This is a genomic window from Pseudomonas sp. MYb60 (assembly GCF_002979555.1).
In the GTDB taxonomy this organism is placed as follows: domain Bacteria; phylum Pseudomonadota; class Gammaproteobacteria; order Pseudomonadales; family Pseudomonadaceae; genus Aquipseudomonas.
In genome coordinates this window covers 173,585-199,955 of the sequence record NZ_PCOZ01000003.1, presented here as the reverse complement: position 1 = coordinate 199,955, position 26,371 = coordinate 173,585, and the positions used below count along the sequence as shown (strand labels likewise).

The following is a 26,371-nucleotide window of genomic DNA, read 5'->3' as shown; positions in this document are numbered from 1 at the left end:
AGGGGATAGCCCTACGTCAGGTCGTCATATTCCGATAAGTCGATAGGTGCACGAGCGCCGTCTCCTGATACCGGCTGCGCAGACTGGCGTATGTCACCCACCTGCGGGCTGCGCAGCGGTTTGGATGACATCATTTTGCCTTCAGCTGTAAACCTCACGGGGTTGTAGTCCGGATGTGGCGTGAGAATGTGTCGGTTGTCCGGGGTGATACCTGTCTCCTTGAGCTTATCGATCGTCTTGCGGCGGCCATTGACAGTCTCTGCGATAAACTCACGCTGCTTCGCGCCACCATTTTTAAACATCCGCGCCGCGACATCCTGGAGTTCCGGGCTGGTGTGCATGATGCCGACAAAACCCTCGGTGGGTTTTTGGGTGAGCTTGGATAACTGAGCCGCGAAGGAGTGCTCCGCGCCGTTCCCTGAATGGCACATCGTCAGGCGGATTTCCCTGTACTTAGTCATGTCCACATTGGCCGCTTTCAGTTGTTCGAGCAGTTGCCCTGGGGTGATGTGGTCGCCGTTGACCTGCATCAAGGCAGAGCTGTGGCCAGGCGGCATCGCACCATGAGCGTCCAATGTCAGGCGCAGCCCGCGCTTGGTTGTGTCTTCGGACATGCCCAGGCCGTTGTTGATGACCCTGAAGTTTTGCATCTCGCCGCCCATGGCAACGCTTTTCGCGTTGAACACCGACAGCGCTTTACCGTATGCCGAGCCGGACGCTGGGTTATAGCCATACCATTTGCCATTGCGCAGGATCGCTGACGTTTCAACCGCGTGTTCGCCGACGGTGTAAGTCCCTTGGGCCGCCACCCCGTAGTTTCGGCTGGCGTGCATCAGGTCATATTGATTGGCAATACCGCGAACATTCCCGACTGAAATGCCTACCTGGCGTCCACCACGCAATACTGACGAACCGAGCCCGTCCAGGGGATTGACGGCACTCAGGGCTGTTCGTCCAAAGGCTCTGCTCGCCTGACCCAGCGTGCTCAGGCTTCGAGCGCCAGTCGACACGACCTTGCCGCCTTTTGCCGCAGCGCCCACTACGACGAGCAGGCCCAGTGCGTCCAGTGCCAGGTCGGTCAGACCATCGGCAACGTTGCCCGCCTGGAAGTTTTTCGTCGCCGAATAGAGCGGGACCAGGCTCAAGAGCAACTCGCGTCCCTTTTTGTAGAAGGGTTGGCGGCTTTCGAAAGCGGTCGCGCCACGCGCCTGGGTTTCGTAGGAATCAATATTGGCGTCCTTGACGGCTGAGTCTGCAATCAGGGCCGTGCACGAACTGGAAAAGCTATTGGGTATGTCCTCCGCTTTCCGGGCCTGGCTTACCAGATTACGGCCTGCCGGGCTCGACGCCACCTGCGTGTATCTGCGCAGGGTCCGACCGGCGCCGTCGGTATGCTCGCCAAGGGCAATGTCGCCAAGGTCAGTACGCTTTAGGGTGTTGTCCTTCAAATTGAGTTCGTAGGTGAGCACGTCATCACCCACGGTGGTTTTGAGCAGCAGGCTACGGTCATTTGGCCCTCTACGTTCCTGGACGCCCCCAAAATTGTCCCGTGAAACGTTGGTTTGCTCCATTACAACAAGGGCACCGAACTCAATACGTTGGCGATCCTCGAGGGGCAGCCTGGCAATCAAGTGTTTCGTCTGGGTAGCAATGGCTGCCTTCATCCGGGTGCAGTAAGCAGCGAACTCGCGACTGAATACTGGGCCCATATTTGGCGAGCGGCGTGCGGTGGTGAGGCGTTCAATCGGCACATCCGCGCTGGTGGACACCCATCCGCGGGCCAGCGCTTCAGTGGTGCCATTGCGCAAATAAATATCGACTACCGAATGCGGGCCTACATCATTGCGGTCCTGGGCTCGTGTAGTGGACTGCAGGCATTCCTTTTCGAAATCGATGCCTTCACCAAAGGCTTTTTTCAACTCTTCAAGGGCCAGCCCCCTGCGTGTGGGCATGTCCGTGGAAAAAACAGCGGATGCAGCCGTCAGTTCCTGCATCTGCCGGTTGAAAGCCGTGCGTACGGCCTGCATCTGCGTGGGGGTGTAGGTGTCATCGGCATTCAAAGGGATCACGCCATTGGCCACGGCCCAGTCCTTGAGTGCGGTGTGTTGCGCCTGGTACTCCACGGCCCGGTCCTCTGCGGTCACGGGTGCCAGGTCTGCCTGCTCCATGACCTGGGCATACGTCATCTGCCGGGCGGCACCCGGCGAACGCGCTTCAAGGCGACTCACTGCCACTTCAAGACTGACCCAGCTATGACTGCCCACTACCACGGTGTCGGGAATATTTTTTACCAGGTACGCCGGTGCACGTCGTGCGAGCAGCAGATGGGCTGCGACGGGAGCCAAGTCAGCGGTGACCCGTTGCTTGCTCAACAGTTCATCGGCCAGCGCCTTGACCACGGCGTAGGGATGGCGGCCGACGTTGGCGGGCTGGGCCAGGTCATACCCGGCGACGCTTGTGCGCTTGGGTGTTTGCGAGACATCCAGCAGTGTTTCTTGATCCAGGGAGGCCTGCAGCGCAGCCAGCAACCATTCAGTGGCACTGCTGGCGGTGTGCAGGGCACCCATTTTACGTTGCAGCGCTTCGCCCACGGCCTGCCCGGCGGGCGAGTCGATCATCTGCTCCAGCGCCCTCTCTGGATGAGCGATGACTGATCGGTCCAAGTGAACACCGCGTGTGACCACCTTGAACAGCCCGTGATCCTCGACGCCGGGCAACGTCTGGACAGGGTGGTAATAGGTCTTTAACAGGTCATCGTTGCTCAACGGCGCCGACCACGACATTGCACCGCCCAGGTTTCCGAAAACGGCGGCGGCAGGCGTTGCTCGGGTGAGGCTCAGGGTCAGATTGCCGAGCGCCCAGTGATCGGACGGCATCAACCAGCCCTGATGTTCCATGAAATGCTTGAGACTGACCCGCGCCCCCGCCTGTGTGGTCATTGAGGTTTCCTCCAGGCAGTTCGACAGCAGGGCTTGCACCGGTTGCTTGAGTGCCTCTGGGACCTCGCGACTCTCGGCCGCACTGTCCAGCAAACCGGCCTCGTTCAATTTCGCCAGGTAGAGGCGAATGAATTGCGGCATCACCTGCGTCATCACCTGATCGACAAAAACCTGGTGGTCAGCCAACTCGTTCTTCAAATGGTGCTGGTGCTGCAGCGCCTGATCATCATACGGCGCGGTCTCCCGACTGCCGGCAAAGGCCTTGGACTGGCGCAGTGTCCTGACCCGCTCAATGATCGCCTCGCGGTCATCGGGGATTGATTCGCCATAAAAGGCCGCGACCTCATTGACGCTTGCCGAACCCTCAGCGGGAGAGAAAACGTACGTCTGGCCGTTAGCAAGTATGCTCGCTGCGTGCATGATCAGCGGCCATGAAGGGGGTATGTTGTGAGTGTTGGCTACGAACGGCCCGAAAAATTCGGTCGATTGTCCATTCGCTGTCAAGGCGCGTTCGTTGGCGGTTACCTTTGGCAACACCGACGCGGCGATGAATCCGGCTTTGGAGCCTCGTGGCGGAAACAACGTGATTGATTTGCTCACGTCAATCCGGTTTGCCAGCGCCCAGCGTTTGAAATCATTGCTTTGCAAAAGGGTTTTGAGGTGATTTCGCCACTTGCCATAGGACGATTGCGGTGGGACAGATGCGATTCGCTGTCCGCCCACGAATGACGACTGACCTGGCTGTGTACTTTTGATCAGTCCATCGGCAAAGAGCGATACCAGCGTACTGTCATCGCCTGCTTGCTCTGAAGGGGAAGTGTCGGGAGCAACTGGGCCTGGAGTCGGCGGCAACGTGTCGAGGACTACGCTGACAACCTGTTGTCGAGCGGGCTCAGTGCTGAATGTCAGGGGATTTGGGCTCACGGGCATAGGAAAGGTCTCACTCAGCAAGTAGACCATTCTGTGACCCGGGTGCACTTATTCATTCCATTATTCGTGCGCGCAACCCGTAAAAGAGTGTTTCACCCCCTTGAAGTCAATCGACGTGCGTGATCATTTCCCTCACTTTCGCGGTCAGCAGATCAAAGGTGAACGGCTTGGTGATCAACTGCATGCCTGGGTCGAGGAATCCACCCCGCACGGCGGCGTGCTCCGCATAGCCGGTGATGAACAACACTTTGAGGCCCGGGCGAACCTGGCGCCCGATTTCCGCCAACTGACGGCCGTTCATGCCGGGCAGGCCTACGTCGCTGATCAACAAGTCAATGCGCTGTCCTGACTCGATGATCGGCATCGCGCTGATGGCGTCGCCTGCCTCTACAAAGCTGTAGCCCAACTCTTTGAGCACCGCGCAGACGAGCACGCGTACCGCCGGGTCATCTTCGACGATGAGTACGGTCTCGCCGTCATTGGCAAAGGGCAGCAGGGCTGAATCCACGACCTCTGGCGCAGTGATTTGACCGATGAAACGCGGCAGGAACAGGCTCACTGTGGTGCCTTTGCCCACTTCGCTGTGGAGGGTCACGTGGCCGTGGGACTGGCGCGCGAACCCATAGATCATCGACAGGCCCAGGCCAGTGCCCTGGCCGATGGGTTTGGTGGTAAAGAACGGGTCGAACACCCGGCCCATGACACTTTCCGGAATGCCGCAGCCGGTGTCGCTGACGCTCAGCTCCACATAGTCGCCAGGCTCCAGCGTGCCGTAGGCGGCGGTGAATACGCTGTCCAGATGGCGATTGGTGGTTTCAACGATAAGGCTACCGCCACCCGGCATCGCATCCCGGGCATTGAGCACCAGGTTGAGCAGGGCGCTTTCCAGTTGGTTGGGGTCGGCCTCGGCGGTCCATAGCTGCTCGGTCAGGCGCATGTCCAGCCGGATGCTTTCGTTGATACTGCGCTGCAGCAGTTCGCCCATGGAGGTCACCAACTGGTTGATCTCCACAGGCTTGGAATCCAGGGATTGACGGCGCGAAAACGCCAGCAAGCGGTGGGTGAGGCCCGCCGCGCGGTTGGCGGAGGTGACGCCCAGGTCGATCAGGCTGTCGAGATCATCCAGTTTGCCCCGCGCTACGCGCCTGCGCAGCAACTCCAGGCTGCCGATGATACCGGTGAGCATGTTGTTGAAGTCATGGGCGATACCCCCCGTCAGCTGTCCGACCGCTTCCATCTTTTGTGACTGGCGCAGGGCTTCTTCGTTGTGACGCAGTTGTGCGGTGCGTTCCTCGACCTGTTGCTCGAGGGTTTCCAGAGTGCGTTGCAGGCGCAGCTCACTCTGACTCAGGTCGATCAAGCGATCGCGTGCTTCGTACTGCCGACGCCGACCACGCAGCGCAGTGCTGACCAGGCTGATCAAGGTGACAGGGTGGAACGGGCGCTCCAGGAAGGTCACGTTGCCCAGCAGGCCGCTCAGGCGGGAAGAGCCGTTCTGTTCGCTGCCGCCGTGGTGGGTCATCAGTACGATGGGCAGGTCCGACCAGGCGGGCTGTTGATGCAAGTGTTCGAGCAAAGGTTCCAGGTTCACACCGTTCAAGGCTTCAGCCGCAATCACCAGCAGGCCGCTGCCTTCGTCCAGCGCAACGCAGAGCGTGCCCAGGTCGTGGGCGATCACGCCGTTGTAGCCGGCTTCGTTGAGCATCATCAGTGCCAACGTACTGTCGCGGCCCAAGGGCGCGAGGATGATCGCGCGCTCGGAGACAGGAGCATGAGCGACCACTAGCCCTCATCCTTGAGCAGGGGAGAGCCGGCACCCATGTACGTCGGGATCCCGCGCAGCACCCCCTGGAAGTTGCTCAGCGGCTCACCGACGGTCATGCCGCGACTGCCGATGCGGTATTCACGAATGGTCGACTCGTGAGTGCCGGTACGTTTCTTGATAATCGATATCGCGCGGCGCACTTCGCCGAGCGCTTCGAAGTAACGCAGCAGAATGACTGTGTCGGCCAGGTAGGTAATGTCTACCGGCGCCTGCATGTCACCCACCAGCCCGTGTTGGGCGACGGTCATGAAGGTGGCGGCACCGCGACGGTTGAGGTACAGCAGCAGCTCGTGCATGTGCAGGATCAGTGCGTTCTCTTCCGGCATCGCCGCCTGGTAGCCGTTGATGCTGTCGATCACCACGGTCTTCGTGCCTGTCTCATCCACGGCGCGGCGTACGCGATGGGAAAACTCACCCGGGGTCAATTCGGCGGCATCCACCTGTTCGATCAGCAAGTTGCCCGTCGCCTGCAGGGCTTCCAGGTCAATACCCATGTTCTTCATGCGTTCGAACAGCAGGCCCAACTCTTCATCAAAAATGAACAGTGCAGCTTTCTCCCCTCGCGCCACGGCCGCAGCGGCGAAGACCATGGAGATCAGCGATTTACCCGTGCCGGCAGGGCCCAGGATCAGGCTGCTCGAACCGGTCTCGATACCGCCACCCAGCAGCAAGTCCAACTCGCGGATGCCGCTGGTCAGGGTTTCGCGGTTATAGCCGCCCCGATGCTCGGCAGCGACCAGACGGGGGAACACGTGGATGCCACCTTGCATGATGGTGAAGTCGTGGAAGCCGCCGCGGTATTTCTGACCACGGTACTTCACCACCCGCACCCGGCGACGTTCGGCGCCGTAGTTGGGCGTGAGTTCTTCCAGGCGGATGACGCCGTGGGCGACGCTGTGTACGGTTTTGTCCAGAGACTCGGTCGTCAGGTCGTCCAGCAGCAGCACGGTGGCGTCGTAGCGCACAAAATAATGCTTGATTGCCAGGATCTGACGACGGTAGCGCAGGGAACTCTGGGCCAGCAGGCGGATTTCGGACAGGCTGTCGATGACGACTCGCGTGGGTTTGATGCGCTCGACCACTTCGAAAATCTGCCGTGTGGCTTCACCCAGCTCCAGGTCGGACGAGTACAGCAGGCTTTGCTGATGCTCGGCGTTGAGCAGGCTTTCAGGTGGGGTCAGCTCGAAGATATGGATGTTTTCATCCAGGTCCCAACCGTGGGATTTGGCGCCCTGGCGCAATTCACGCTCGGTTTCCGACAACGTGATATAGAGCGAACGTTCGCCGTTCTTCGCACCGGCCTGCAAGAAGTGCAGGGCGACGGTGGTTTTGCCGGTGCCCGGTTCACCCTCCAGCAGAAACAGGTGGCTGCGTGATAAACCGCCGGCAAGGATGTCATCAAGACCTTCGATACCGGTAGCTGCCTTTTCACTGATCAGCTCGTTGGATGTAGACAAGGAGTGCCCTCAGGTCACGAATAAAGGGGGGCGCACCGCTGCGGGCACGTCATATTCTCTTGACCGTGGCGCCCTGCAGCCGTTCAACGCTTTGTTAAATTTGTACATTTCCAGAGGCGATTTACAAGATGGATAGTGGCAAATTAATTACAAACCCTGTTGCAGGGCCGGATCGTCCGGATTCTGTTGTTCCAGCTGTGCCAGCAGGACCTGCACATTCTGCAGTTGGCCGCTTTCCTTCCAGTAGTTGATCAACAGCACACGTGCCTTGCGATTGGCCGGGTGGCGCTGGATGATTTCTTCCAACTGGCGCTGGGCTGCTTCCAGTTCCTGCTGGGCGTGCAGGGTGGTGGCCAGGTCGTAGCGGTAATCCTGATTGTCCGGTTCCAGTTCCACGGCCTTGGACAGCCCGAGCAGGGCATAAGGCCGCTCGCCATGATGGAGCAGCCACAGGCCAAGGGCATGTTGCAGGTAGGCCGATTCCGGATGCGCCGCCAGTTGACGCGCCAGCAGTTGGCGGGACTCTTCACTCTTGCCTTGTTTGTCCAGCAGTTCGATCTGCGCCACGCCGGCTTGCAGGTTGTCCGGTTCCAGGCGCATGGCCTGTGCAAGGGCATGCTGTGCATCGGGCAACAGCGCACTGTGAATGTACAGGCGCGCCAGTTGAATCCAGCCCTCGGCGGTTTCGGGCTGAGCCTTGAGGGTTTTGACGTATTCGTCCAGCACCTGCTGCAAGGGCCCGAAGTACAGGCCCAGGATGTCCGGCGACAAGCCGAGCAAAGCATTGGCGGCGGCGAAGCGCACGCTCTGCTCCGGATCATCCAGCACCGGGCCGAGCAAGAGGGTGCGCTGGCCGGTGGGCACCAGGCCGACAATGCTGTGAATCGCCGCCTCGCGAACCAGCGGCGAGTCGCTGGCGAGGTCCTTGTCGGCCAACTTCAACGCCTGGGGGCTCGGATAATGGGGTAATTCAGCGTGCAAGGCGGCGCGGCGCTCCGGTGACAGGTCTGGCCGGCCCAATTGCTGGTACAGCACCCGCGCTGCACCCGGTTCGCCGTTGCGCGCCTGTTTTAACGCTTTGGAATAACCATGGGCAACGGTGGCGGGCACGACCACTGGGGTGGCGCGGTAGAAATACCAGGTGATCAATGCAACAAACAACAGGGCGCACAGGCCGATGATGGAGTAACGGCGTGACTTTGACATGCAGGCGTCCGAAAGCTGGGCAGCTAGTGCAAAGCCATCAGCTTCGGTCAGACCACGGCGAGTGTCAAACCTGTATCAAGTGAGTACGTAGTCCACCGGTTCCAGGGCCGGCGGCAGCTCCGTTTCGCCGAGGGCGGCGAGAACCTCACGCTCCAGCGTGCGCAGGATGGCATTGCAGGGCAGGTCGTTTTCGTCGAAGCCGAACGGGTCCTCCAAATCATCGCCGATTTCATCCAGACCGAAGAAGGTGTAGCTGACGATGGCAGTGAACACGGGTGTGAGCCAGCCCAGGGGCTCAGCCATGGCAAACGGCAGCAGGATACAGAACAGGTAAATGGTGCGGTGCAACAGCAGGGTGTAGGGGAAGGGCAGCGGTGTGCTTTTGATGCGCTCACAGGCAGCCTGCACCTGGCTCAAGCCCACCAATCGGACTTCCCATTGGGTGTAGCGCCATTCACTGATCAGGCCCTGCTCGGCATATCGGGAAAAACGCGCACCAAGGTCCTGCAGTATGCGATCGGGCAGGTTGGGGTGGCCGCCCGTCACTGGCGCCCAGGGCTGGATCGCCCGGGCCTCATCCTCATGGCGTAGACGGGCGATCAGGCCATGGGCAAAACCGCACGCGCCCCGCAGCAGGCCAGCGCGCTCCAACGGGTCATTCAACACTTGGGTTTCGCGTATCAGTGAGCGCACCTCAATAATCATTTGCCCCAACTGCTTGCGGCCCTCCCACCAGCGGTCATAGCAGGCGTTGTTGCGAAAACTCATGAAAATCGACAGCGACAGTCCCAACAGCGTGAAAGGCGTGGCGTTGACCTTGGAGAAGTACGCCGGGTGCAGCGTCTCCACCAGCACGATCACCGAGGCGAGCAAGGTCACCAGCAGGCTGCGCAGGGCAATGCGCTTGGCAATCGAGCCCTTGAGGGAAAACAGGATGCCAAGGAGGTTGGGTTTGGGGCGGACTATCATTGAGCAGAGTACTTCCAGGGTGGCGCAGTCCTTCAGGTTAGAAGCTCGGCTCGTCAGCGTCCAATTGCTTGAGCTGACTGGTTGATCAGTGGGATCGATGACTGGCCAAACCAGTCAGCCATGTTGGCGGCTTTGACCATTGCTGCTGCACCGCTCTGGCGCGACTATTTGCCTGAATCGCATCGAAAAAAGGAAACAATAACAATGCAGATCGAGCACAAGGTTTTTCTGGTCAGCGGCGGCGCCTCGGGCCTCGGTGCGGCGACGGCTGAAATGCTGGTGGCCGCAGGCGCCAAGGTGATGCTGGTGGACTTGAACGCCGACGCGGTTGCGGCCAAGGCCATGCAGCTCGGCGACAGCGCCCGCAGCACCGTCGCTGATATCAGTCAGGAAGCCGCGGCCGAAGCGGCCGTGCAGGCCACCGTCGCAGCGTTCGGCGGCCTGCACGGGCTGGTGAACTGCGCAGGCGTGGTGCGCGGCGAAAAAATACTCGGCAAGAACGGCCCCCATGCGCTGGCCAGCTTTGCCCAGGTGATCAACGTCAACCTGATCGGCAGCTTCAACCTGCTGCGCCTGGCAGCGGCGGCCATTGCCGAGACCGCAGCGAATGCCGACGGCGAGCGCGGCGTGATCATCAACACCGCCTCAGTGGCGGCATTCGACGGACAGATCGGCCAGGCCGCGTATGCGGCTTCAAAGGGCGCGATTGCCAGCCTGACGTTGCCCGCAGCCCGTGAGCTGGCGCGCTTCGGCATCCGCGTCATGACCATCGCCCCAGGCATTTTCGAAACCCCGATGATGGCCGGCATGACCCCCGAAGTGCGCGACTCCCTGGCAGCTGGCGTGCCGTTCCCGCCACGCCTGGGCAAGCCCGCCGAATACGCCGCGCTGGTGCGCCACATCATTGAAAACAGCATGCTCAATGGCGAGGTGATCCGTCTTGACGGCGCCTTGCGCATGGCCGCCAGGTAAGGAGGATTTTCCATGACCGATCCCATCGTGATTGTCAGCGCTGTACGCACGCCCATGGGCGGCTTCCAGGGCGAGCTCCAGAGCCTGACCGCGCCACAACTCGGCGCTGCGGCCATTCGTGCGGCGGTTGAGCGCGCCGGTATCGCTGCGGATGCCGTGGACGAAGTGCTGTTTGGCTGCGTCCTGCCCGCCGGCATCGGCCAGGCGCCGGCGCGTCAGGCTGCCCTCGGCGCCGGCCTGGACAAATCCACACGCTGCACCACCCTCAACAAGATGTGCGGCTCAGGTATGCAGGCGGCGATCCTGGCCCATGACTCACTGCTGGCTGGCAGCGTCGACGTGGTGATCGCCGGCGGCATGGAAAGCATGTCCAACGCGCCGTACTTGCTGGACCGCGCCCGCAGCGGTTACCGCATGGGGCATGGCCGGGTGCTCGACCACATGTTCCTCGACGGCCTCGAAGATGCCTACGACAAGGGCCGCCTGATGGGCACCTTTGCTGAAGATTGCGCCGGTTTGAACGGTTTCAGTCGTGAAGCCCAGGACGCCTTCGCGATTGCCTCGCTCACCCGTGCCCAGGAAGCGATAGCCCACGGCAGCTTTGCCGCCGAGATCGTCCCGGTGCAGGTCACTGTCGGTAAAGAACAGAAAACCATCCTGCATGACGAACAGCCGCCCAAGGCCAAGCTGGACAAGATCGCCAGCCTCAAGCCGGCCTTTCGCGAAGGCGGGACCGTCACCGCCGCCAATTCCAGCTCGATTTCCGACGGTGCAGCGGCGTTGCTGCTGATGCGCCAGTCCGAGGCGCAGACGCGCGGCCTGACGCCCCTGGCAGTGATCCACGGGCATGCTGCCTTCGCCGATGAGCCCGGGTTGTTTCCGGTGGCGCCGGTGGGTGCGATCCGCAAGTTGATGAGCAAGACTGGCTGGCGCCTCGGTGACGTCGACCTGTTCGAGATCAACGAGGCCTTTGCGGTGGTCAGCCTGGTGACGATGAGCACGCTGGAAATCCCCCACGCCAAGGTCAACATCCACGGTGGCGCCTGTGCTTTGGGGCATCCCATTGGTGCCTCCGGCGCACGGATCCTGGTGACCCTGCTCTCGGCCCTGCGCCAGAAAGGTCTGAAGCGCGGCGTTGCCGCCATTTGCATCGGCGGTGGTGAAGCCACGGCCATGGCTGTCGAATGCCTGTATTAAGGACACCTGACCATGTTGCCCAATGACGAACACCTGCAGATCAGCGACGCGGCCCGGCAATTTGCCCAGGAGCGCCTCAAACCCTTCGCGGCCGAGTGGGACCGCGAACACCGGTTTCCCAAAGAGGCCATCGGTGAAATGGCCGAGCTGGGCTTTTTCGGCATGCTGGTGCCGGAGCAGTGGGGCGGTTGCGATACGGGCTACCTCGCCTACGCCATGGCCCTTGAAGAAATCGCCGCCGGCGACGGTGCCTGCTCCACCATCATGAGCGTGCACAACTCGGTGGGTTGCGTGCCGATCCTCACGTTCGGCAATGACTTGCAGAAAGAGCAGTTCCTCAAACCCCTGGCCAGCGGCGCGATGCTCGGCGCCTTTGCCTTGACCGAGCCCCAGGCCGGCTCTGACGCCAGCAGCCTCAAGACCCGTGCGCGGCGTGAGGGCGACCATTACGTACTGAACGGCTGCAAACAGTTCATCACTTCCGGGCAAAACGCGGGCATTGTGATTGTGTTTGCCGTGACCGACCCGGCCGCCGGCAAGCGCGGCATCAGTGCATTCATCGTCCCCACCGACTCGCCGGGCTACAGCGTGGCGCGGGTCGAGGACAAGCTCGGCCAGCATGCCTCCGACACCTGCCAGATTCTGTTTGAGGACTTGAAGGTGCCAGCGGTCAATCGCCTGGGCGAGGAGGGTGAAGGCTACAAAATTGCCCTGGCCAATCTCGAAGGCGGCCGCGTTGGCATTGCCTCCCAATCGGTGGGCATGGCCCGCGCGGCCTTCGAAGCTGCCCGTGACTATGCGCGCGAACGGGAAAGCTTCGGCAAACCCTTGATCGAGCACCAGGCCGTGGCCTTTCGCCTCGCGGACATGGCCACGCAGATCGCCGTGGCGCGGCAGATGGTGCATTACGCCGCCGCGCTGCGCGACAGCGGCAAGCCGGCGCTGGTAGAGGCCTCCATGGCCAAGCTGTTCGCCTCGGAAATGGCCGAAAAAGTCTGCTCGGCCGCCTTGCAAACCCTCGGCGGTTACGGTTACCTGAGCGACTTCCCGCTGGAGCGGATCTACCGCGATGTGCGGGTCTGCCAGATTTATGAAGGTACCAGCGATATCCAGCGCATGGTCATCTCACGCAATCTCTAAGGAGCCGATACATGAGTTATGAAACCCTTTTGCTCGACGTCCAGGGCCGTGTCGGGCTGATCACCCTCAACCGTCCCCAGGCCCTGAACGCCTTGAACGCGCAACTGGTCAGCGAATTGAACCACGCGCTGGACGGCCTGGAAGCCAACCCGGAAATCGGCTGTGTGGTGCTGACCGGGTCAAAGAAAGCCTTCGCCGCCGGCGCCGACATCAAGGAAATGGCCGAGCTGACCTACCCGCAGATCTACCTGGACGACCTGTTCAGCGACAGTGACCGTGTCGCCAATCGTCGCAAGCCGATCATCGCCGCCGTCAACGGCTTTGCCCTCGGTGGCGGCTGCGAACTGGCGCTGATGTGCGACTTTATCCTGGCCGGTGACGGCGCCAAGTTTGGCCAGCCGGAAATCAACCTGGGCGTATTGCCGGGCATGGGCGGCACTCAGCGCCTGACCCGTGCGGTGGGCAAGGCAAAAGCCATGGAAATGTGCCTGACCGGGCGTTTCATCGATGCCGTGGAAGCCGAGCGCTGTGGCATCGTTGCGCGGATCGTGCCGGCCGATGAGCTGCTGGAAGAAGCACTGAAAGTTGCCGCCCTGATCGCCGGCAAGTCGGTGCCCATCAGCATGATGGTCAAGGAAAGCGTCAACCGTGCGTTTGAAGTGAGCCTGTCCGAAGGCGTGCGCTTCGAACGCCGGGTGTTCCATGCCGCGTTCGCCACCCAGGACCAGAAGGAAGGCATGGCGGCATTCGTCGCCAAACGCACCCCGGCCTTCAAGGACCAGTAACCCGCTTCAGGACACCGTGGAACACCCTGTGTACTGGCTTGCCTGCGAAGGCGGTGTATCAGTCGATGAAACGGCTGGCTGACCCACCGCCTTCGCGGGCCCGCCAGCGCCCACACTTTTAGAGTGGGTAGTTTTTCAGCTCTCGCGCAATCACCATCCGCTGAATCTCGCTGGTCCCTTCGTAGATCTGGGTGATCCGTGCATCCCGGTAGTAACGCTCCACCGGGTAATCTTCCAGGTAACCGTAACCGCCATGTATCTGCATGGCTGACGAGCACACCTTCTCGGCCATTTCCGAGGCGAACAGCTTGGCCTGGGAGGCTTCCGACAGGCAAGGTTTGCCGGCACTGCGCAGGCGCGCGGCGTGCAGGATCAGCAGTCGAGCGGCATTCAGACGGGTTTGCATGTCTGCCAACAGGTTGGCCACGCTCTGGTGCTCAATGATCGCCTTGTCGAACTGCACACGGTCACGGGCATAAACCAGCGCCGCCTCGAACGCTGCGCGGGCAATGCCAAGGGCTTGGGCGGCGATGCCGATTCGGCCCCCTTCCAGATTGGACAGGGCGATGGCTAGGCCTTTGCCGCGTTCGCCCAGCAGATTGGCTTCGGGCACCGTGCACTGGTTGAAGGTGACCGCGCAGGTGTCAGACGCACGAATCCCCATCTTGTGTTCAGTTCGGTCAACCCCGAATCCAGGGGTGTCGGTGGGCACCAGAAACGCCGAGATGCCTTTTTTACCCAGGTCGGGATCGGTCACGGCGAACACGATGGCCAGTTTGGCCCGCTTGCCATTGCTTACAAATTGCTTGGCACCGTTGATGACCCACTGACCGTCGCGCAGTTCGGCGCGAGTGCGCAGGTTGTGGGCTTCGGAGCCGGCCTGGGGTTCGGTCAGGCAGAAGCAGCCGATCGCCTGGCCGCTGGCGAGATCCGCCAGCCAGGTTTGCTTCTGTTCATCGGTGCCGTAGTTGAGAATCGGGCCGCAACCTACTGAATTGTGGATACTCATCAGTGCACCGGTAGCGCCGTCACCGGCGGAGATTTCCTCCACGGCCAACGCATACGCCACGTAGTCAACGTAGGTACCGCCCCATTCTTCCGGCACCACCATGCCCAACAGCCCCAGTTCGCCCATCTTCGCCACCAGGGCGTCGTCGATCCAGCCGGCTTTTTCCCAGGCTTGGGCGTGCGGGGCAATTTCACCACGGGCAAAGTCGCGTGCCATGTCGCGGATCATTACTTGTTCTTCAGTGTATTCAATATCTTGCATGGCTTAGCTCCCAACCTGCTCGAAGTTTTGGAAGAAGCTCTCGACGTGGCTTTCGGCGAGCCCGTGGAGGGTGGGCGGGTTCCAGCGTGGGGTCTTGTCCTTGTCGATGATCAGCGCGCGCACGCCTTCGATCAGGTCGCCGCGCTCGAACCACTGGCGGTCCAGATGCAATTCCAGGGCGAAACATTGCTCCAGCGGCAGGTGCCGACCGCGGCGCAGCATTTGCAGGGTGACCGCCATGGCGAGCGGGGAGCGGGTCAACATCAGCTCTGCCGTGGCCAACGCCCATTCATGGCTGCCATTGACCGTGACCGCCTGCAGCTGCTCGACAATGCTCGCCACGTCGCGCTGTGCGAAGAAGTGGTCGATGGCCGGGCGCAGCGTGGCCAACGGCGCATCGGGCAGTTGCTGCACACCCAGCTTGGCGAGCACGCCTTGCAGGTCCTTGAGCGGCGAAACACGCCATTGCAGGTGATCGAGCTTCTGATCCAGCTCGGCCAGTCGCCCGCTGTCCAGGTGCCAGTCCGCCAACCCGCAGTACAGGGCGTCGGCGGCGCGAATCTGGACGCCCGTCACCCCAAGATAGGTGCCCAACTCGCCGGGAAGGCGTGACAGGAAATAACTGCCGCCGACATCCGGGAAGTACCCGATAGCCACTTCGGGCATGCCCAGGCGGCTGCGCTCGGTGACCACGCGCAGATCGGCGCCCTGCACCAGGCCCATCCCGCCGCCCAGCACAAAGCCGTCCATCAGCGCGAGCATCGGTTTGCGGTAGTGATGGATGGCGAGGTCGAGTGCATATTCTTCGACGAAGAAGTCTTCGTGCAGGCGTTCGCCGTTCTTGAAGCTGTCGTAGAGGGAGCGAATGTCGCCACCGGCGCAGAAAGCTTTTTCTCCCGCACCACGCAGCACCACGGCGTACACCGAAGGATCGTCAGCCCAGGACCGCAGGTGTTCGGTGAGGCTGCGGACCATGTCCAAGGTGAGGGCATTCAGGCCGGCGGGGCGATTGAGGGTGAGGTGGCCAATGTGGTTGCGTACCTGGGCAACCACGTCAAACTGAATTGTTTCGGCACGGCTTGCCTCGGATGAAACCTGAGCAGTCATCTCTAACTCCCTGCTTTTATTGTTCTTTATCCAGAAGTTCGTGAACGAACTATCTCGCGATCGTACCAGTGCAAATTTGCCCAGTACAACCGTCAATCATGCAGGTCGTTTTTGCATTAATGCAGCAGGCCGGCGAGGCCCTCAGGCGGCTCGACTGGCCAGCACCTCGCCGATGCTGCGGCGTCTGGCATGGTTTTCTGCGGTGTGGATCAATTGCTCCAGCTCCGTGGGGGCTATGTCGTAGAACTGCTCCATTTCCGCCAGCGCCCGCTTCAGGTCGACGGCGGTAATGGCCGGGTCGGCAGGCGCAGGCGCCACGCCCATCAGGACCGGTGCAGCTTCAGCGGCGCCTTTCGGGTAGCGTGTGCGGGTGGCGTTGTTATAGGCCAGTGCACTGGCCAGCAAGGTGCCCGCGCCGAGCAGTACTGCACCCAATTCGTGCCAGCCCAGGGCTGCCGAGGCTGGATCGGCCAGGACGAGCGTCATGGCCAGGCCGCCGGCGGGTGGGTGCAGGCAGCGCAACCAGCAAATCAGCACGACGGTCATGCCGGCCGCCAGGCAGGCGCTGCCGAGCGTGCGCCCCAGCACCCGTGCCACCAGGAGCGCGACGATGCCTGCACACAAATAGCTGCCGATGATCGACCAGGGTTGCGCCAACGCGCCTGAAGACACCGCAAACAACAATACCGCCGAAGCACCCAGGGGCCCCAGCAAATGCAAGGCAACCTCCATTCCGAACACTTGCGCGCACAGCCAGACACTGAGCATTGTGCCCAGCGCCATGCCGATGGCGGCGCGGCTCCATTCCGACGGGCGGGTATTGATTGCAGCAGGTTTCCAGCGAGCGAGCATCGAGAACAGATCCATAAATGGCGGGCAAAAAAAAGGCTCGTCTGGTTGCCCGGAGAAGCCCTTGAAACGTTCCAACGGTTGGGGGAGGAACGATCGCAGTGTGCCGCGTGAAGTAACGCGACGCCAATGCATATTAATGAGGCTTGAATGCAAAAATAATGGATTCAACCGCGTTTAGCTTGAGAAAACCCTGGATTCAAGGCGTTGGCTGTTTCACCAGATGAAGGAGCACGTATGCGTTGTGGTCGAACTCGCCGGAGAGGCTCGGCGTGAGGGTCCGAAAGCGTGGCGCTGGCAAGGCCTCGAAATCTGCCGCACTCATCACCACCCAGGCGGGCGTTGGGATGGCCGTGAGGTCGCCGGCCTGCCGCGTGAACAGTGGCACTTGATCACACGCAAGATTGACCATGAACTTGATCGCCTTGGCATCCTTGCCCAGCCCATGCAACACCAACGGCGCCGGATCCTGCGTCACGTGTTGGTGAACCTGCAGGGTAAAGGTGCGGGTATCGTAGAGGCTGCGTTGCAGCGGCTCAACCACCAGGATATAGCTCGCCCACACCGCCAGCACACCTGCAAAGGCGGGTACCAGCAGACGCAGGCGCGCGCTGCACAGCGAGAGCAGCGCCACGGCCTGCAAAGCGCCGAGCAGGCCGAACACCTGGCCCAGCCCGTTCAACTGCGCAGGATAGCGGCCGCGGGCGTAGACGAGGCCGCCGATCATCAGCGCCGGCAGCAGCGTGCAGACGCCCAGCAGGAGGCCGCGAAGCCAGGCGAACAGGCGCCCCCTTGATGCCTGGAAGGGGTACGCAGCAATGATCGCCGCCATCGGCAGCATCGGCAGGATGTACCGCGCCTTCTTGGCTTGGGGAATCGACAGCCCCAGCATCACCAGCAACCCCGCGCCCGCGCAATACAGCACCAACCGCACGGCAGGATCCGGAACCGGTCGGCCGATAGCGAGTGCCAGTAACACCAGCAGCGCCGCAGGGTAGGCCAAGGCGTAATTGCCCAGGGAACTGATGAAGTAATACAGCACGCTGCCAGAACCTTCGCTGCCATCCATGCGCCCCAGGAACTGCATGCGGATCACGTCCTGCATGAAGCGTTCACCACCACTGAGCTTGGCCATCAGCAACAGCAGGCCTACGCAGGCCACCAGCAGCGCCAGGGCGATCAGTCCGAAGCCGAGCAGCGGGCGCCATTGTCGGTTGATCAGGTAATAACTGCACAGCACGCCAGCGGGAACCACCAGGCCGATCGGCCCACGAATCGCAAAACCGATAATCAGCAGCAGATACACCCAATGCAGGCGTTTGCCGGCGCCAAAGTGATCGTGGGCATATCCCAGGTAAAACACCGCCAGGGTGACGGCGGCGAGCATCTGGTCCAGGGACACCGCACGGGTTTCGCTGATGAACGTACTGCTCAGCAACAGCACCGCGATACTCAGCAGGCCCCAACGGGTGGAATAGGGTGCCGTCAGGCGATACACCAGGGTGACGATCAGCGCCGAGGCCATCGCCGTTGGCAACCATGCGGTCAGGCTGGTGACCTGGCCCAGCGGCAACGACAGCAGCCAGGTCAGCAGGGTGGAGGTCGCCAGATAATCGGCGTAGGGCTGCCCATACGTCGTGGGAAAAAATCCCGGCCCATGGCGCAACATCTCTTGGGCGAACAGGACAAACCGCGAGTCGAAACCGATGATTGACTGGTGCCAGCTACCGGCAATGAACAGCAATAAACCCAGCACGCCCAGGCCGAGAGACTGACGACGAACGATGGCACTCAGCAAGGGCGGCCGGGCGTTGTCCACGTCTCAGGCTTCCACCACCTGAGGCAGCCACTGCTGCTGGGGAATCGGCAATTGGCAGGAGTCGCCACGTCCCATAGGGAAGTACTGGAAACCCTTGCGCGACAGGCGCTCGCCGTCATAGAGGTTGCGGCCGTCAAAGATCACCGGGGTCTTCAGGCGCTGGTGGATCAGGTCGAAGTCTGGCGCCTTGAATTGCTGCCATTCGGTGCAGACGATCAGCGCATCGGCGCCTGCCAGGGTCGATTCCGGCGTGCCCATCAGCATCAGGCGCGCTTCGTCGCCGTACAACCGTTGGGTTTCCTGCATGGCCTCCGGGTCGAAGGCCCGCACGTTGGCACCGGCCGCCCAAAGGGCTTCCATCAGCACACGGCTGGGGGCGTCGCGCATGTCATCGGTGTTGGGTTTGAACGCCAGGCCCCAGAGAGCAAAGGTCTTGCCCCGCAGATTGCCCTTGAAGAATGCGTTGATACGCTCGAACAGCTTGCTCTTCTGGCGCTGGTTGATGGCTTCTACCGCTTCCAACAGGTCACTGGAGCAGTTGGCCTGCTTGGCGCTGTGGATCAGCGCGCGCATGTCCTTGGGGAAACACGAGCCGCCGTAGCCGCAGCCGGGGTAGATGAAGTGGTAGCCAATGCGGGAGTCGGCGCCGATGCCCAGGCGCACGGATTCGATGTCCGCGCCCAGGTGCTCGGCCAGCTCGGCAATCTGGTTGATAAAGCTGATCTTGGTCGCCAGCATGCAGTTGGCCGCGTATTTGGTCAGTTCGGCGCTGCGCAGGTCCATGAAGATGATGCGGTCATGGTTGCGGTTGAACGGGGCGTAGAGGTCGCGCATCACGTCGCGCACTTCCTCGCGCTCGCAACCGATGATGATGCGGTCGGGACGGCGGCAGTCAGCGACCGCCGAACCTTCCTTGAGAAACTCCGGGTTGGAGACGATATCGAACGCCAGGTACCGGCCCGCGACGCGCAGGGCTTTTTCGATGTGGGCGCGCAACGTATCACCGGTACCCACCGGGACCGTGGATTTCTCCACCAGGATCACCGGTTCGACACGGTGACGGGCCACCGCATCGCCCACCGACAGCACGTATTTAAGGTCGGCCGAACCGTCCTCATCCGAAGGCGTGCCCACGGCGATAAACAGCACTTCACCGTGCTGCACCGCGAGCTTCTCCTCGAACGTAAACCGCAGGCGGCCGCTTTCCAGGTTCTCCTTGACCATTGCCGCCAGCCCAGGCTCGAAAATGCTCACGTGGCCCTGTTGCAACTGACGAACCTTGTCCTGATCGACATCCATGCAGATGACATCGTGACCGACTTCAGCCAGTACAGTGGCCTGCACCAGGCCAACGTAACCACTACCAAATACACTGATTTTCATGGGGCATTCCTGGGCGTTGTCGCGCTAGCACGGCGGGAGTTGATTACCAGCACACCGAGGATGACAAGCGCCACCCCCAGGGTTTTTGAAACGGAAAAATGTTCGTCGAACACCGGCAGGCAGGCAGCCAGCAGGTACACCAGCGCGTAGCTGATACTCAGCAGCGAATAGGCACGGCCCAGCGGCAGGTGTTTGAGTGCGCCGAGCCAGCACAGCATCGACAGGGCGTAGGCGCAGATCGCCAGCATCACCACGCCAAGGGCGCTTAGGTCGATCTGCGCGCTCAGCCATTCTGTGGGCAGCGGCAGGCGCGTCATGCTCCAGCGCATGCCCAACTGCGCCGCACTCACCAACGCGACACTGCCCAGGGCTAGGGCGAAGCCTTGGACGCGGCTCATACCTGGCGTCCCAGCAGCGCGACGCCGGCGATCACCAGCACCACGCCCAGCCAGTGACGGCGGTCGATGGGCTCCTTGAAAACAAAGCGCGCCACCAGGGTGACCAGTACGAAATTCAGGCCGAGCATGGGGTAGGCGATGCCCACTTCCAGGCGCTGCAACACCAGCAGCCACACCAGCAGGCCAAGGCCCAGGCACAGCAGCGCGGCCCATAACCACGGCGAGTGCAGCTTCGGCGCCCAGCCGTCGGGCAGGTCGCGCCATCCTTCCACCGCGAATTTCTGCGCAACCTGGCCCGCACAGGTCAGCAGGCATGCGGCCAACAACAGCAGCAAGGTGATCATGGCGTCACCTGCGGGAAGATCAGAATCACCAGGTTGCCTTGCTCATAGCGCTGCCCGTCAGTGGGCAGCAGGGCCACTTCGGCGATTTCATCGTCACCTTTGACCCGCATCACCACACCGACCGAGCCTTTTTGCCGCGCTTCGCTCATCCATTGCTGGACGTGGGCGGTATTGACCTTGTGGTGGGCTGCATCCGGGTAGGCGAGGCCGTACTTCACTTCGCCAATGGTGTTGTAGAGCGTGACGTCCGGACGCCCCAGACGCCAGGACAGCGCCGATGCCGCACCGAGGTCATTGCTGAGCAACGCCGTCGCCGGCTGCAACTCCGGCAGGTGATCGATGATGAATTGATCCGGGGTCTTGTTGTACACCACCGAATGGGGCAAGGCGGCCGGCAGCAGGGCCACCATCAGCCAACTGCCAACCACCGGCGCGGCCCAGAAACGCAGGGGCCTGACGCCTTGCAGCAGATTGGCGACGATCCAGCCAAGCAACACCACGACCGCCAGCACCAGGCTGAGGGTTTCCTGCCCGTGCCCGTACACCGGTCTGTTCAGTTGAAACCAGCTCAACCCCAGCAATACCAGCACACCCAGCACCAGGTTCAGCCAACCGTTGAGGCGCAAGGCCCGATAGTGCCCTTGGCCCAGTTTGTCTGCGAGGCTATTGCCCATCAGCAGGGCCAACGGCAACAGACAGGGCATGATGTAGGAGGGCAACTTACCCTTGGCGAGGCTGAAAAACGCCAGCGGCATCAACAGCCACAGCAGGATATAACCGATGTCGGTGCGGCGCTTGTTCAGCCAGGCATGCCGGACAGTGGACGGTAGCAACGCCATCCACGGCAGGCAGAAGGCGACCAGCAGCGGCAGGTAGTACCAGAACGGTTCGGCATGCTGGGCGTCCTCCCCGGCAAAGCGCTGGATATGCTCGTGCCAAAAGAAGAAATGCCAGTAGTCGGGCTCCTGCAGATGCACTGTCAGGGCCCACGGCAGGCTGACGATAACGGCCACTGCTACGCAAACCACCCCATAGCCGACCAACTCGCGAAAGCGTTTTTGCCAGAGGGCGTAGGGCAGGGCGATCAATACCGGCAGCAGCCACGCCAGGAAACCCTTGGTCATGAACCCCATGCCGCAGGCGAATCCCAGCAACACCCACGCACCCAGGCGGCCACGGTGGGTGCTGCTGTCAAAACAGAACCACAGCGCCACACCGGTCAAGTTGACCCAGAACGTGAACTGCGGGTCCAGGTTGGCATAGCCCCCCAAGGCCGCGACGCTGACAAAACTCATGTACAGCACGCTGCAGACCAGGCTTTTCTGTGGGTCATTCCACAGCCGCCGGGCCATCAGGTACACCAGCAGGATGCTCAGGCCCGAACTCAACGCCGAGACAAAACGCACGCCGAACAGGTTCTGCCCGAAGACCGCCTGGCCCAGTGCGATCATCCAGTAGCCTGCTGCGGGTTTTTCGAAATAGCGGATGCCCATGAAGTGCGGCGATGCCCACTTGCCCGTCAGCAGCATTTCCTGGCTGATCTGCGCGTAGCGGGTTTCATCCGGAATCCACAGGCCATGGGTCATCAGCGGTAACAGGTAAACCGCGACAAACGCCAGCAGGAGCAGGGGCAGCGCCCAACGGCGGATCATGCTTGCTGCACGCCAAGCCACCCCTCGCGCCCGCTCAGGGCGCCGCGCACCAGGTGTTGCTGGGGCAGGGTGGTCAGGTCGGCGGGCAGCAAATCGCCCAACGGTGTGAACTCAATGCCGCGCTGCCCGGCCAGGGCCAGCAACTGGCGAAAATCGTTGGCCATCAATATGCCTTCTACCTCTGCGTGGATCGTGTAGACGTTGAGGGTTGATTCGCTGAAGCGGTCAAGAATGAACTGATTGAAATCCTTGGCCGCCAGCACCGGCCCGACGACCTCGTCGAAGGTCGGCAGGTCGACCGGAATCTGTGGGGTGCCCGCGCTGCCATCGGCCAGGGTCGGACGAAACAGGCGGGTGCCTCGGCAATCGCTGTTGTAGCGGAAGTTGAAGCCTTGCTTGGCCTGCACCACACGTTCATCGGCACGCCAGCCGGCGGCCGCTGAACACTCCACCCGTTCCCCCAGGATATCGCTCAAGGTGTCGACGCCACGGCGAATCTGCTCGACCAGCCTGACCTCGCTCCAGCGCCCGGCGTTGGCCTGCCAGCCATGGTGGTCCCATGCGTGCAGGCCCACTTCATGCCCGGCGGCCTTGGCCTGGCGCATCAGGTGCCCCAGGTCACGGCCAATCGGCTTGCCCGGCCAGGCCGTGCCGGCCAGCAGGATATCCAGGCCATACAGCCCGACGGCATTGGAGCGCAGCATCTTCCACAGGAATTGCGGGCGGATCAGGCGCCACAGGTGGCGCCCCATGTTATCCGGGCCGACGCTGAAGAAAAACGTTGCTTTCACCCCGGCTTCATCCAGGGACTCAAGCAACCGCGGCACACCTTCGCGGGTGCCACGGTAGGTGTCGACGTCAATGCGAAGACCTGCCTGCATCAGTGCTTGTCCGCCAATTCCAGCATGGCTTCACGCAGGAAGAAGTCCAGGGTGTTGCCGATGGTTTCGCTCATTTCCACGCTCGGCTCCCAGTCGAGCAGGCGCTTGGCGTTGTCGATGCTCGGTTTGCGGTGCGCCACGTCCTGGTAACCGGTGCCGTAGAACGCCTTGCTCTCGACGTCACGGAAACCGGCGAACGGCGGGAAATTGCCGCGCAACGGGTGCGCTTCAAACTGACGCAGCAGCTCTTCGCCCAATTGGCGGATGCTGGCTTCGTTTTCCGGGTTGCCGATGTTGATGATCTGGCCGTCGCACACGCCATTGTCGTTATCAATGATGCGTGCCAGGGCTTCGATGCCGTCTGCGATGTCGGTGAAGCAGCGTTTTTGCTCGCCACCGTCGAACAGGCGGATCGGCGTGCCTTCCACCAGGTTGAGGATCAATTGGGTGATCGCGCGCGAGCTGCCGATACGCGCCGAGTCGAGGCGGTCGAGGCGCGGGCCCATCCAGTTGAACGGACGGAACAGGGTGAACTTCAGGCCTTTGTCGCCGTAGGCCCAGATCACGCGGTCCAGCAGTTGCTTGGAGACCGAGTAGATCCAGCGTTGCTTATTGACCGGACCCACGACCAGGTTGGAGGTGTCTTCGTCGAAATACTGGTCCTGGCACATGCCATAGACTTCGGAGGTCGACGGGAAGATCACGCGCTTGTTGTATTTGACGCAGTAGCGCACCAGCTTGAGGTTTTCTTCGAAGTCCAGTTCGAACACGCGCAACGGGTTGCGGGTGTATTCGATTGGCGTCGCGATGGCCACCAGCGGCAACACCACGTCGCATTTCTTGATGTGGTACTCGATCCACTCGGTGTGGATGCTGATGTCGCCTTCCACGTAATGGAAGTTCGGGTGGCTGCGCAGGCGCTCGATGGCATCGGAGCCGATGTCCAGACCGTAGACTTCGTAGCGGTCGTCACGCAGCAGGCGCTCGGACAAGTGGTTACCGATAAAACCGTTCACGCCGAGGATCAGCACGCGGGTGCGGCGCGGCTTGCGCCCGGATTCGGCGCCCCGCAATACCGAGCCATCCACCAGGCCGAGTTCATTGGCTAGCGCAGGGCCGGCCAGGTACAGGCCGTTGTCGTTGCGCTGGCCAAACGTGATCACCAGGGAGTCTTCACCGCAGGCGATGCGCAACGGGTTGACGCTGATCACCCGGCCCGGCGCCAGACCTTCGTTGCCTTTGGCGACTTCGGCCTGCCACACGATCAGCTTGTGTTCGCCCACGGCGCAGAAAGCACCCGGGTACGGCTGGGTCACGGCGCGAACCAGATTGAACAGCGTTTCAGCCGGTTGCTTCCACTCAAGCTTCCCGTCGGCGGCGCTGCGGCGGCCGTAGGTGGTGGCCAGGCGCTCATCCTGGGCGGTTTCACTCAGCTTGCCGGCTGCCAGTTGGGGCAGGGCATCACGCAGCAGGCTGACGGCGGCGTCGCGCAATTTGGCATGCAGGCTCAGGCCAGTATCGCTGCGCTCGATAAGCACAGTTTGCTGGGCGAGGATGGCGCCGGCATCGGCACGCTTGACCATGCGGTGCAGGGTCACGCCGGTCTCGGTCTCGCCGTTGACCAACACCCAGTTGGCGGGCGCGCGGCCACGGTATCGGGGCAACAGCGAGCCATGCAAGTTGAATGCGCCCTGTTTGGCGGTGGCCAGCAGCGGCTCGCTCAGCAGGTTGCGGTAGTAGAACGAGAAGATGAAATCCGGGTTGAGCTTGGCGATGCGCTCGACCCACAGCGGGTGGTTGGCGTCTTCCGGGGCATGCACAGGGATGCCGTTGCGGGCGCACAGTTGGGCGACGGAGCCGTAGAAGTTGTTTTCCTTGGGATCATCGGCATGGGTGAACACCGCCGCAATGTCATAGCCGCTGCTCAGCAGGGCTTCAATACCTGCACAGCCAATATCGTGGTAGGCAAATACAACAGCTTTTGAACTCATGACGGGACCTGATCGCTGGAAGTAGAGGTAGAGGACGAAGCCAGGCCGTCAACGACGACGACCGGAGCCGGTGCGGCGGGTTGGTTGCGCAGCACTTTTTCAATAAAGAAGCGCGGGCGGGCCCGCACGTCGCTGTACATGCGGCCCAGGTATTCACCCAGCAGGCCCATGCCGATGAATTGGCCGCCGGTGAACACAAACAGCACCGCGAACAACACGAAGAGGCCATCACCCGCCCAGTCGGCGCCGAAGGCCAGGCGCAACACGATCAGCGCAAACGCAAACAGCATGCCCAGCGCCGCCAGGCTGAAGCCAACGATGGAGAGCAGGCGAAGGGGGGTGGTGGTCATGCAGGTGAGGAGGTCGAACATCAGGCTGATCAGGCGCATGGCGCTGTATTTGGACTCGCCGTGCTCACGCTCGGCGTGGTGCACCAGGATCTCCGTGGTGTGGCGGGCGAAGCCGTTGGCGAGGATCGGAATGAACGTGCTGCGCTCACGGCAGGCCAGCATGGCGTCGACGATGGTGCGGCGGTAGGCGCGCAGCATGCAGCCATAGTCGCTCATCGCGACGCCGGTGGAGCGTTGCACGGCCAGGTTGATCAGGCGCGAAGGCCAGCGGCGAAAGGCCGAGTCCTGGCGATTGTTGCGCACGGTGGCGACCACGTCGTAGCCGAGGGCGGCTTGCTCTACCAGGCGCGGGATTTCTTCTGGCGGGTTTTGCAGGTCGGCGTCGAGCGTGATCACCACGTCGCCCCGGCATTGTTCGAAACCGGCCATGATCGCTGCATGCTGGCCGTAGTTGCGGTTGAGGATGACTGCCACCACGTTGCTGCCCGTTTCCGCTGCGGCGTCTTCGAGCAATTGGGCGGAGTTGTCGCGACTACCGTCATCCACCAGGATGATTTCGTATTCGTAAGCCAGTTGCTTGCACGCTGCGGAGGTGCGGCGCAGCAATTCAGGCAGGCTCTCTTGTTCGTTGTAGACCGGGATAACGATCGACACACAATGAATAGGGTAGGGTTTCAAAGATTCATGACCTCGGGGTTAGAGCAACTTGGCGCGTGCAAACAGCAGTATTCATGGAGCGAAAGTCTAGTCCGGATCGTTCAGATCGTCGCTAAAGCTAAAGCATTATCAACAGGTTAGCCGGTGTAGCGCGGATTGTTCTCAAGTACTGTGTTCAAGGTTAAGCGCAAAAATGTGGAACAGATATGAAAGCCGGATGAAAAACTCGTTTATTTGAGCACCAGACAGC

At 61.6% G+C, this 26,371-nt stretch carries 20 protein-coding genes; 4 read left to right on the top strand and 16 right to left on the bottom strand.

The annotated features are described in order from the left end of the window. Window positions 1-11: 11 nt before the first annotated feature. From CQ041_RS06485 to CQ041_RS06465, 5 genes are all read right to left on the bottom strand, one after another. Window positions 12-3,899, bottom strand: a complete 3,888-nt coding sequence (locus CQ041_RS06485) for a hypothetical protein (RefSeq protein ID WP_146116048.1) — start codon at window positions 3,897-3,899, stop codon at window positions 12-14. A 76-nt stretch (window positions 3,900-3,975) separates the two neighbouring features. Continuing rightward, on the bottom strand, window positions 3,976-5,577 hold the full coding sequence (locus CQ041_RS06480) for an ATP-binding protein (protein WP_371923003.1): 1,602 nt from the start codon (window positions 5,575-5,577) through the stop codon (window positions 3,976-3,978). 74 nt (window positions 5,578-5,651) lie between these two features. Then, entirely contained in the window at window positions 5,652-7,151 is a 1,500-nt protein-coding gene (locus CQ041_RS06475; RefSeq protein WP_105521638.1) for an ATPase domain-containing protein, read from the bottom strand. A 147-nt stretch (window positions 7,152-7,298) separates the two neighbouring features. After that, window positions 7,299-8,357, bottom strand: a complete 1,059-nt coding sequence (locus CQ041_RS06470) for a tetratricopeptide repeat protein (RefSeq protein ID WP_105521637.1) — start codon at window positions 8,355-8,357, stop codon at window positions 7,299-7,301. 75 nt (window positions 8,358-8,432) lie between these two features. Continuing rightward, complete coding sequence (locus tag CQ041_RS06465; RefSeq protein WP_105521636.1) at window positions 8,433-9,326, bottom strand: bestrophin family protein; 894 nt, start codon at window positions 9,324-9,326, stop codon at window positions 8,433-8,435. Window positions 9,327-9,530: 204 nt separating this feature from the next. Here CQ041_RS06465 and CQ041_RS06460 point away from each other — a divergent pair, with 204 nt between their 5' ends. Genes CQ041_RS06460 through CQ041_RS06445 form a run of 4 tightly spaced genes read left to right on the top strand, consistent with a single transcriptional unit; the run spans window position 9,531 to window position 13,420 of the window. Beyond that, entirely contained in the window at window positions 9,531-10,298 is a 768-nt protein-coding gene (locus CQ041_RS06460) for an SDR family NAD(P)-dependent oxidoreductase (RefSeq protein WP_105521635.1), read from the top strand. A 12-nt stretch (window positions 10,299-10,310) separates the two neighbouring features. Then, on the top strand, window positions 10,311-11,495 hold the full coding sequence (locus CQ041_RS06455; protein WP_105521634.1) for an acetyl-CoA C-acyltransferase: 1,185 nt from the start codon (window positions 10,311-10,313) through the stop codon (window positions 11,493-11,495). A 12-nt stretch (window positions 11,496-11,507) separates the two neighbouring features. Next, window positions 11,508-12,635 carry an acyl-CoA dehydrogenase gene (locus CQ041_RS06450; protein ID WP_105521633.1) on the top strand — a complete coding sequence of 376 codons (1,128 nt, stop codon included), beginning with the start codon at window positions 11,508-11,510 and terminating at the stop codon, window positions 12,633-12,635. An 11-nt stretch (window positions 12,636-12,646) separates the two neighbouring features. Further along, window positions 12,647-13,420 (top strand): enoyl-CoA hydratase, encoded by a 774-nt coding sequence (locus CQ041_RS06445; RefSeq protein ID WP_105521632.1) that lies wholly within the window; start codon window positions 12,647-12,649, stop codon window positions 13,418-13,420. Between the two features lie 118 nt (window positions 13,421-13,538). Here CQ041_RS06445 and CQ041_RS06440 read toward each other — a convergent pair whose 3' ends face one another. The 11 genes from CQ041_RS06440 to arnC form a co-directional block, all read right to left on the bottom strand. Then, the gene (locus CQ041_RS06440; protein WP_105521631.1) at window positions 13,539-14,690 is read right to left on the bottom strand and encodes an acyl-CoA dehydrogenase family protein; all 1,152 of its coding nucleotides are present in this window, start codon (window positions 14,688-14,690) and stop codon (window positions 13,539-13,541) included. Window positions 14,691-14,693: 3 nt separating this feature from the next. Continuing rightward, on the bottom strand, window positions 14,694-15,797 hold the full coding sequence (locus CQ041_RS06435; RefSeq protein WP_105521630.1) for an enoyl-CoA hydratase/isomerase family protein: 1,104 nt from the start codon (window positions 15,795-15,797) through the stop codon (window positions 14,694-14,696). A gap of 141 nt (window positions 15,798-15,938) precedes the next feature. Beyond that, window positions 15,939-16,649, bottom strand: coding sequence for an HPP family protein (locus CQ041_RS06430; protein WP_105521629.1), 711 nt, complete (start codon window positions 16,647-16,649; stop codon window positions 15,939-15,941). A gap of 196 nt (window positions 16,650-16,845) precedes the next feature. After that, window positions 16,846-18,465, bottom strand: a complete 1,620-nt coding sequence (locus tag CQ041_RS06425) for a glycosyltransferase family 39 protein (RefSeq protein WP_105521628.1) — start codon at window positions 18,463-18,465, stop codon at window positions 16,846-16,848. A gap of 3 nt (window positions 18,466-18,468) precedes the next feature. Beyond that, window positions 18,469-19,848, bottom strand: a complete 1,380-nt coding sequence (locus CQ041_RS06420) for a UDP-glucose/GDP-mannose dehydrogenase family protein (protein ID WP_105521627.1) — start codon at window positions 19,846-19,848, stop codon at window positions 18,469-18,471. After that, the gene (arnF, locus tag CQ041_RS06415; RefSeq protein WP_105521626.1) at window positions 19,845-20,246 is read right to left on the bottom strand and encodes a 4-amino-4-deoxy-L-arabinose-phosphoundecaprenol flippase subunit ArnF; all 402 of its coding nucleotides are present in this window, start codon (window positions 20,244-20,246) and stop codon (window positions 19,845-19,847) included. Before arnF ends, CQ041_RS06420 begins: the two co-directional genes overlap by 4 nt. After that, on the bottom strand, window positions 20,243-20,590 hold the full coding sequence (gene arnE / locus CQ041_RS06410) for a 4-amino-4-deoxy-L-arabinose-phosphoundecaprenol flippase subunit ArnE (RefSeq protein ID WP_105521625.1): 348 nt from the start codon (window positions 20,588-20,590) through the stop codon (window positions 20,243-20,245). Before arnE ends, arnF begins: the two co-directional genes overlap by 4 nt. Next, entirely contained in the window at window positions 20,587-22,242 is a 1,656-nt protein-coding gene (arnT, locus tag CQ041_RS06405) for a lipid IV(A) 4-amino-4-deoxy-L-arabinosyltransferase (RefSeq protein WP_105521624.1), read from the bottom strand. Before arnT ends, arnE begins: the two co-directional genes overlap by 4 nt. After that, window positions 22,239-23,123, bottom strand: coding sequence for a 4-deoxy-4-formamido-L-arabinose-phosphoundecaprenol deformylase (gene arnD / locus CQ041_RS06400; RefSeq protein ID WP_105521623.1), 885 nt, complete (start codon window positions 23,121-23,123; stop codon window positions 22,239-22,241). The genes arnT and arnD overlap by 4 nt, the downstream gene beginning before the upstream one ends. Continuing rightward, window positions 23,123-25,114, bottom strand: coding sequence for a bifunctional UDP-4-amino-4-deoxy-L-arabinose formyltransferase/UDP-glucuronic acid oxidase ArnA (gene arnA, locus CQ041_RS06395; RefSeq protein ID WP_105521622.1), 1,992 nt, complete (start codon window positions 25,112-25,114; stop codon window positions 23,123-23,125). The genes arnD and arnA overlap by 1 nt, the downstream gene beginning before the upstream one ends. After that, window positions 25,111-26,142 carry an undecaprenyl-phosphate 4-deoxy-4-formamido-L-arabinose transferase gene (gene arnC, locus CQ041_RS06390; RefSeq protein WP_105521621.1) on the bottom strand — a complete coding sequence of 344 codons (1,032 nt, stop codon included), beginning with the start codon at window positions 26,140-26,142 and terminating at the stop codon, window positions 25,111-25,113. Before arnC ends, arnA begins: the two co-directional genes overlap by 4 nt. Window positions 26,143-26,371 lie beyond the last annotated feature (229 nt).

Bases quoted from the DNA above. Each gene is read 5' to 3' on its own strand.
- CQ041_RS06485 (WP_146116048.1), bottom strand. From the start codon at position 3,899: ATGGTCTACTTGCTGAGTGAGACCTTTCCTATGCCCGTGAGCCCAAAT.
- CQ041_RS06480 (WP_371923003.1), bottom strand. From the start codon at position 5,577: ATGATGCTCAACGAAGCCGGCTACAACGGCGTGATCGCCCACGACCTG.
- CQ041_RS06470 (WP_105521637.1), bottom strand. From the start codon at position 8,357: ATGTCAAAGTCACGCCGTTACTCCATCATCGGCCTGTGCGCCCTGTTG.
- CQ041_RS06465 (WP_105521636.1), bottom strand. From the start codon at position 9,326: ATGATAGTCCGCCCCAAACCCAACCTCCTTGGCATCCTGTTTTCCCTC.
- CQ041_RS06460 (WP_105521635.1), top strand. From the start codon at position 9,531: ATGCAGATCGAGCACAAGGTTTTTCTGGTCAGCGGCGGCGCCTCGGGC.
- CQ041_RS06455 (WP_105521634.1), top strand. From the start codon at position 10,311: ATGACCGATCCCATCGTGATTGTCAGCGCTGTACGCACGCCCATGGGC.
- CQ041_RS06450 (WP_105521633.1), top strand. From the start codon at position 11,508: ATGTTGCCCAATGACGAACACCTGCAGATCAGCGACGCGGCCCGGCAA.
- CQ041_RS06445 (WP_105521632.1), top strand. From the start codon at position 12,647: ATGAGTTATGAAACCCTTTTGCTCGACGTCCAGGGCCGTGTCGGGCTG.
- CQ041_RS06440 (WP_105521631.1), bottom strand. From the start codon at position 14,690: ATGCAAGATATTGAATACACTGAAGAACAAGTAATGATCCGCGACATG.
- CQ041_RS06435 (WP_105521630.1), bottom strand. From the start codon at position 15,797: ATGACTGCTCAGGTTTCATCCGAGGCAAGCCGTGCCGAAACAATTCAG.
- CQ041_RS06430 (WP_105521629.1), bottom strand. From the start codon at position 16,649: ATGCTCGCTCGCTGGAAACCTGCTGCAATCAATACCCGCCCGTCGGAA.
- CQ041_RS06420 (WP_105521627.1), bottom strand. From the start codon at position 19,848: ATGAAAATCAGTGTATTTGGTAGTGGTTACGTTGGCCTGGTGCAGGCC.
- arnF (WP_105521626.1), bottom strand. From the start codon at position 20,246: ATGAGCCGCGTCCAAGGCTTCGCCCTAGCCCTGGGCAGTGTCGCGTTG.
- arnE (WP_105521625.1), bottom strand. From the start codon at position 20,590: ATGATCACCTTGCTGCTGTTGTTGGCCGCATGCCTGCTGACCTGTGCG.
- arnT (WP_105521624.1), bottom strand. From the start codon at position 22,242: ATGATCCGCCGTTGGGCGCTGCCCCTGCTCCTGCTGGCGTTTGTCGCG.
- arnD (WP_105521623.1), bottom strand. From the start codon at position 23,123: ATGCAGGCAGGTCTTCGCATTGACGTCGACACCTACCGTGGCACCCGC.
- arnA (WP_105521622.1), bottom strand. From the start codon at position 25,114: ATGAGTTCAAAAGCTGTTGTATTTGCCTACCACGATATTGGCTGTGCA.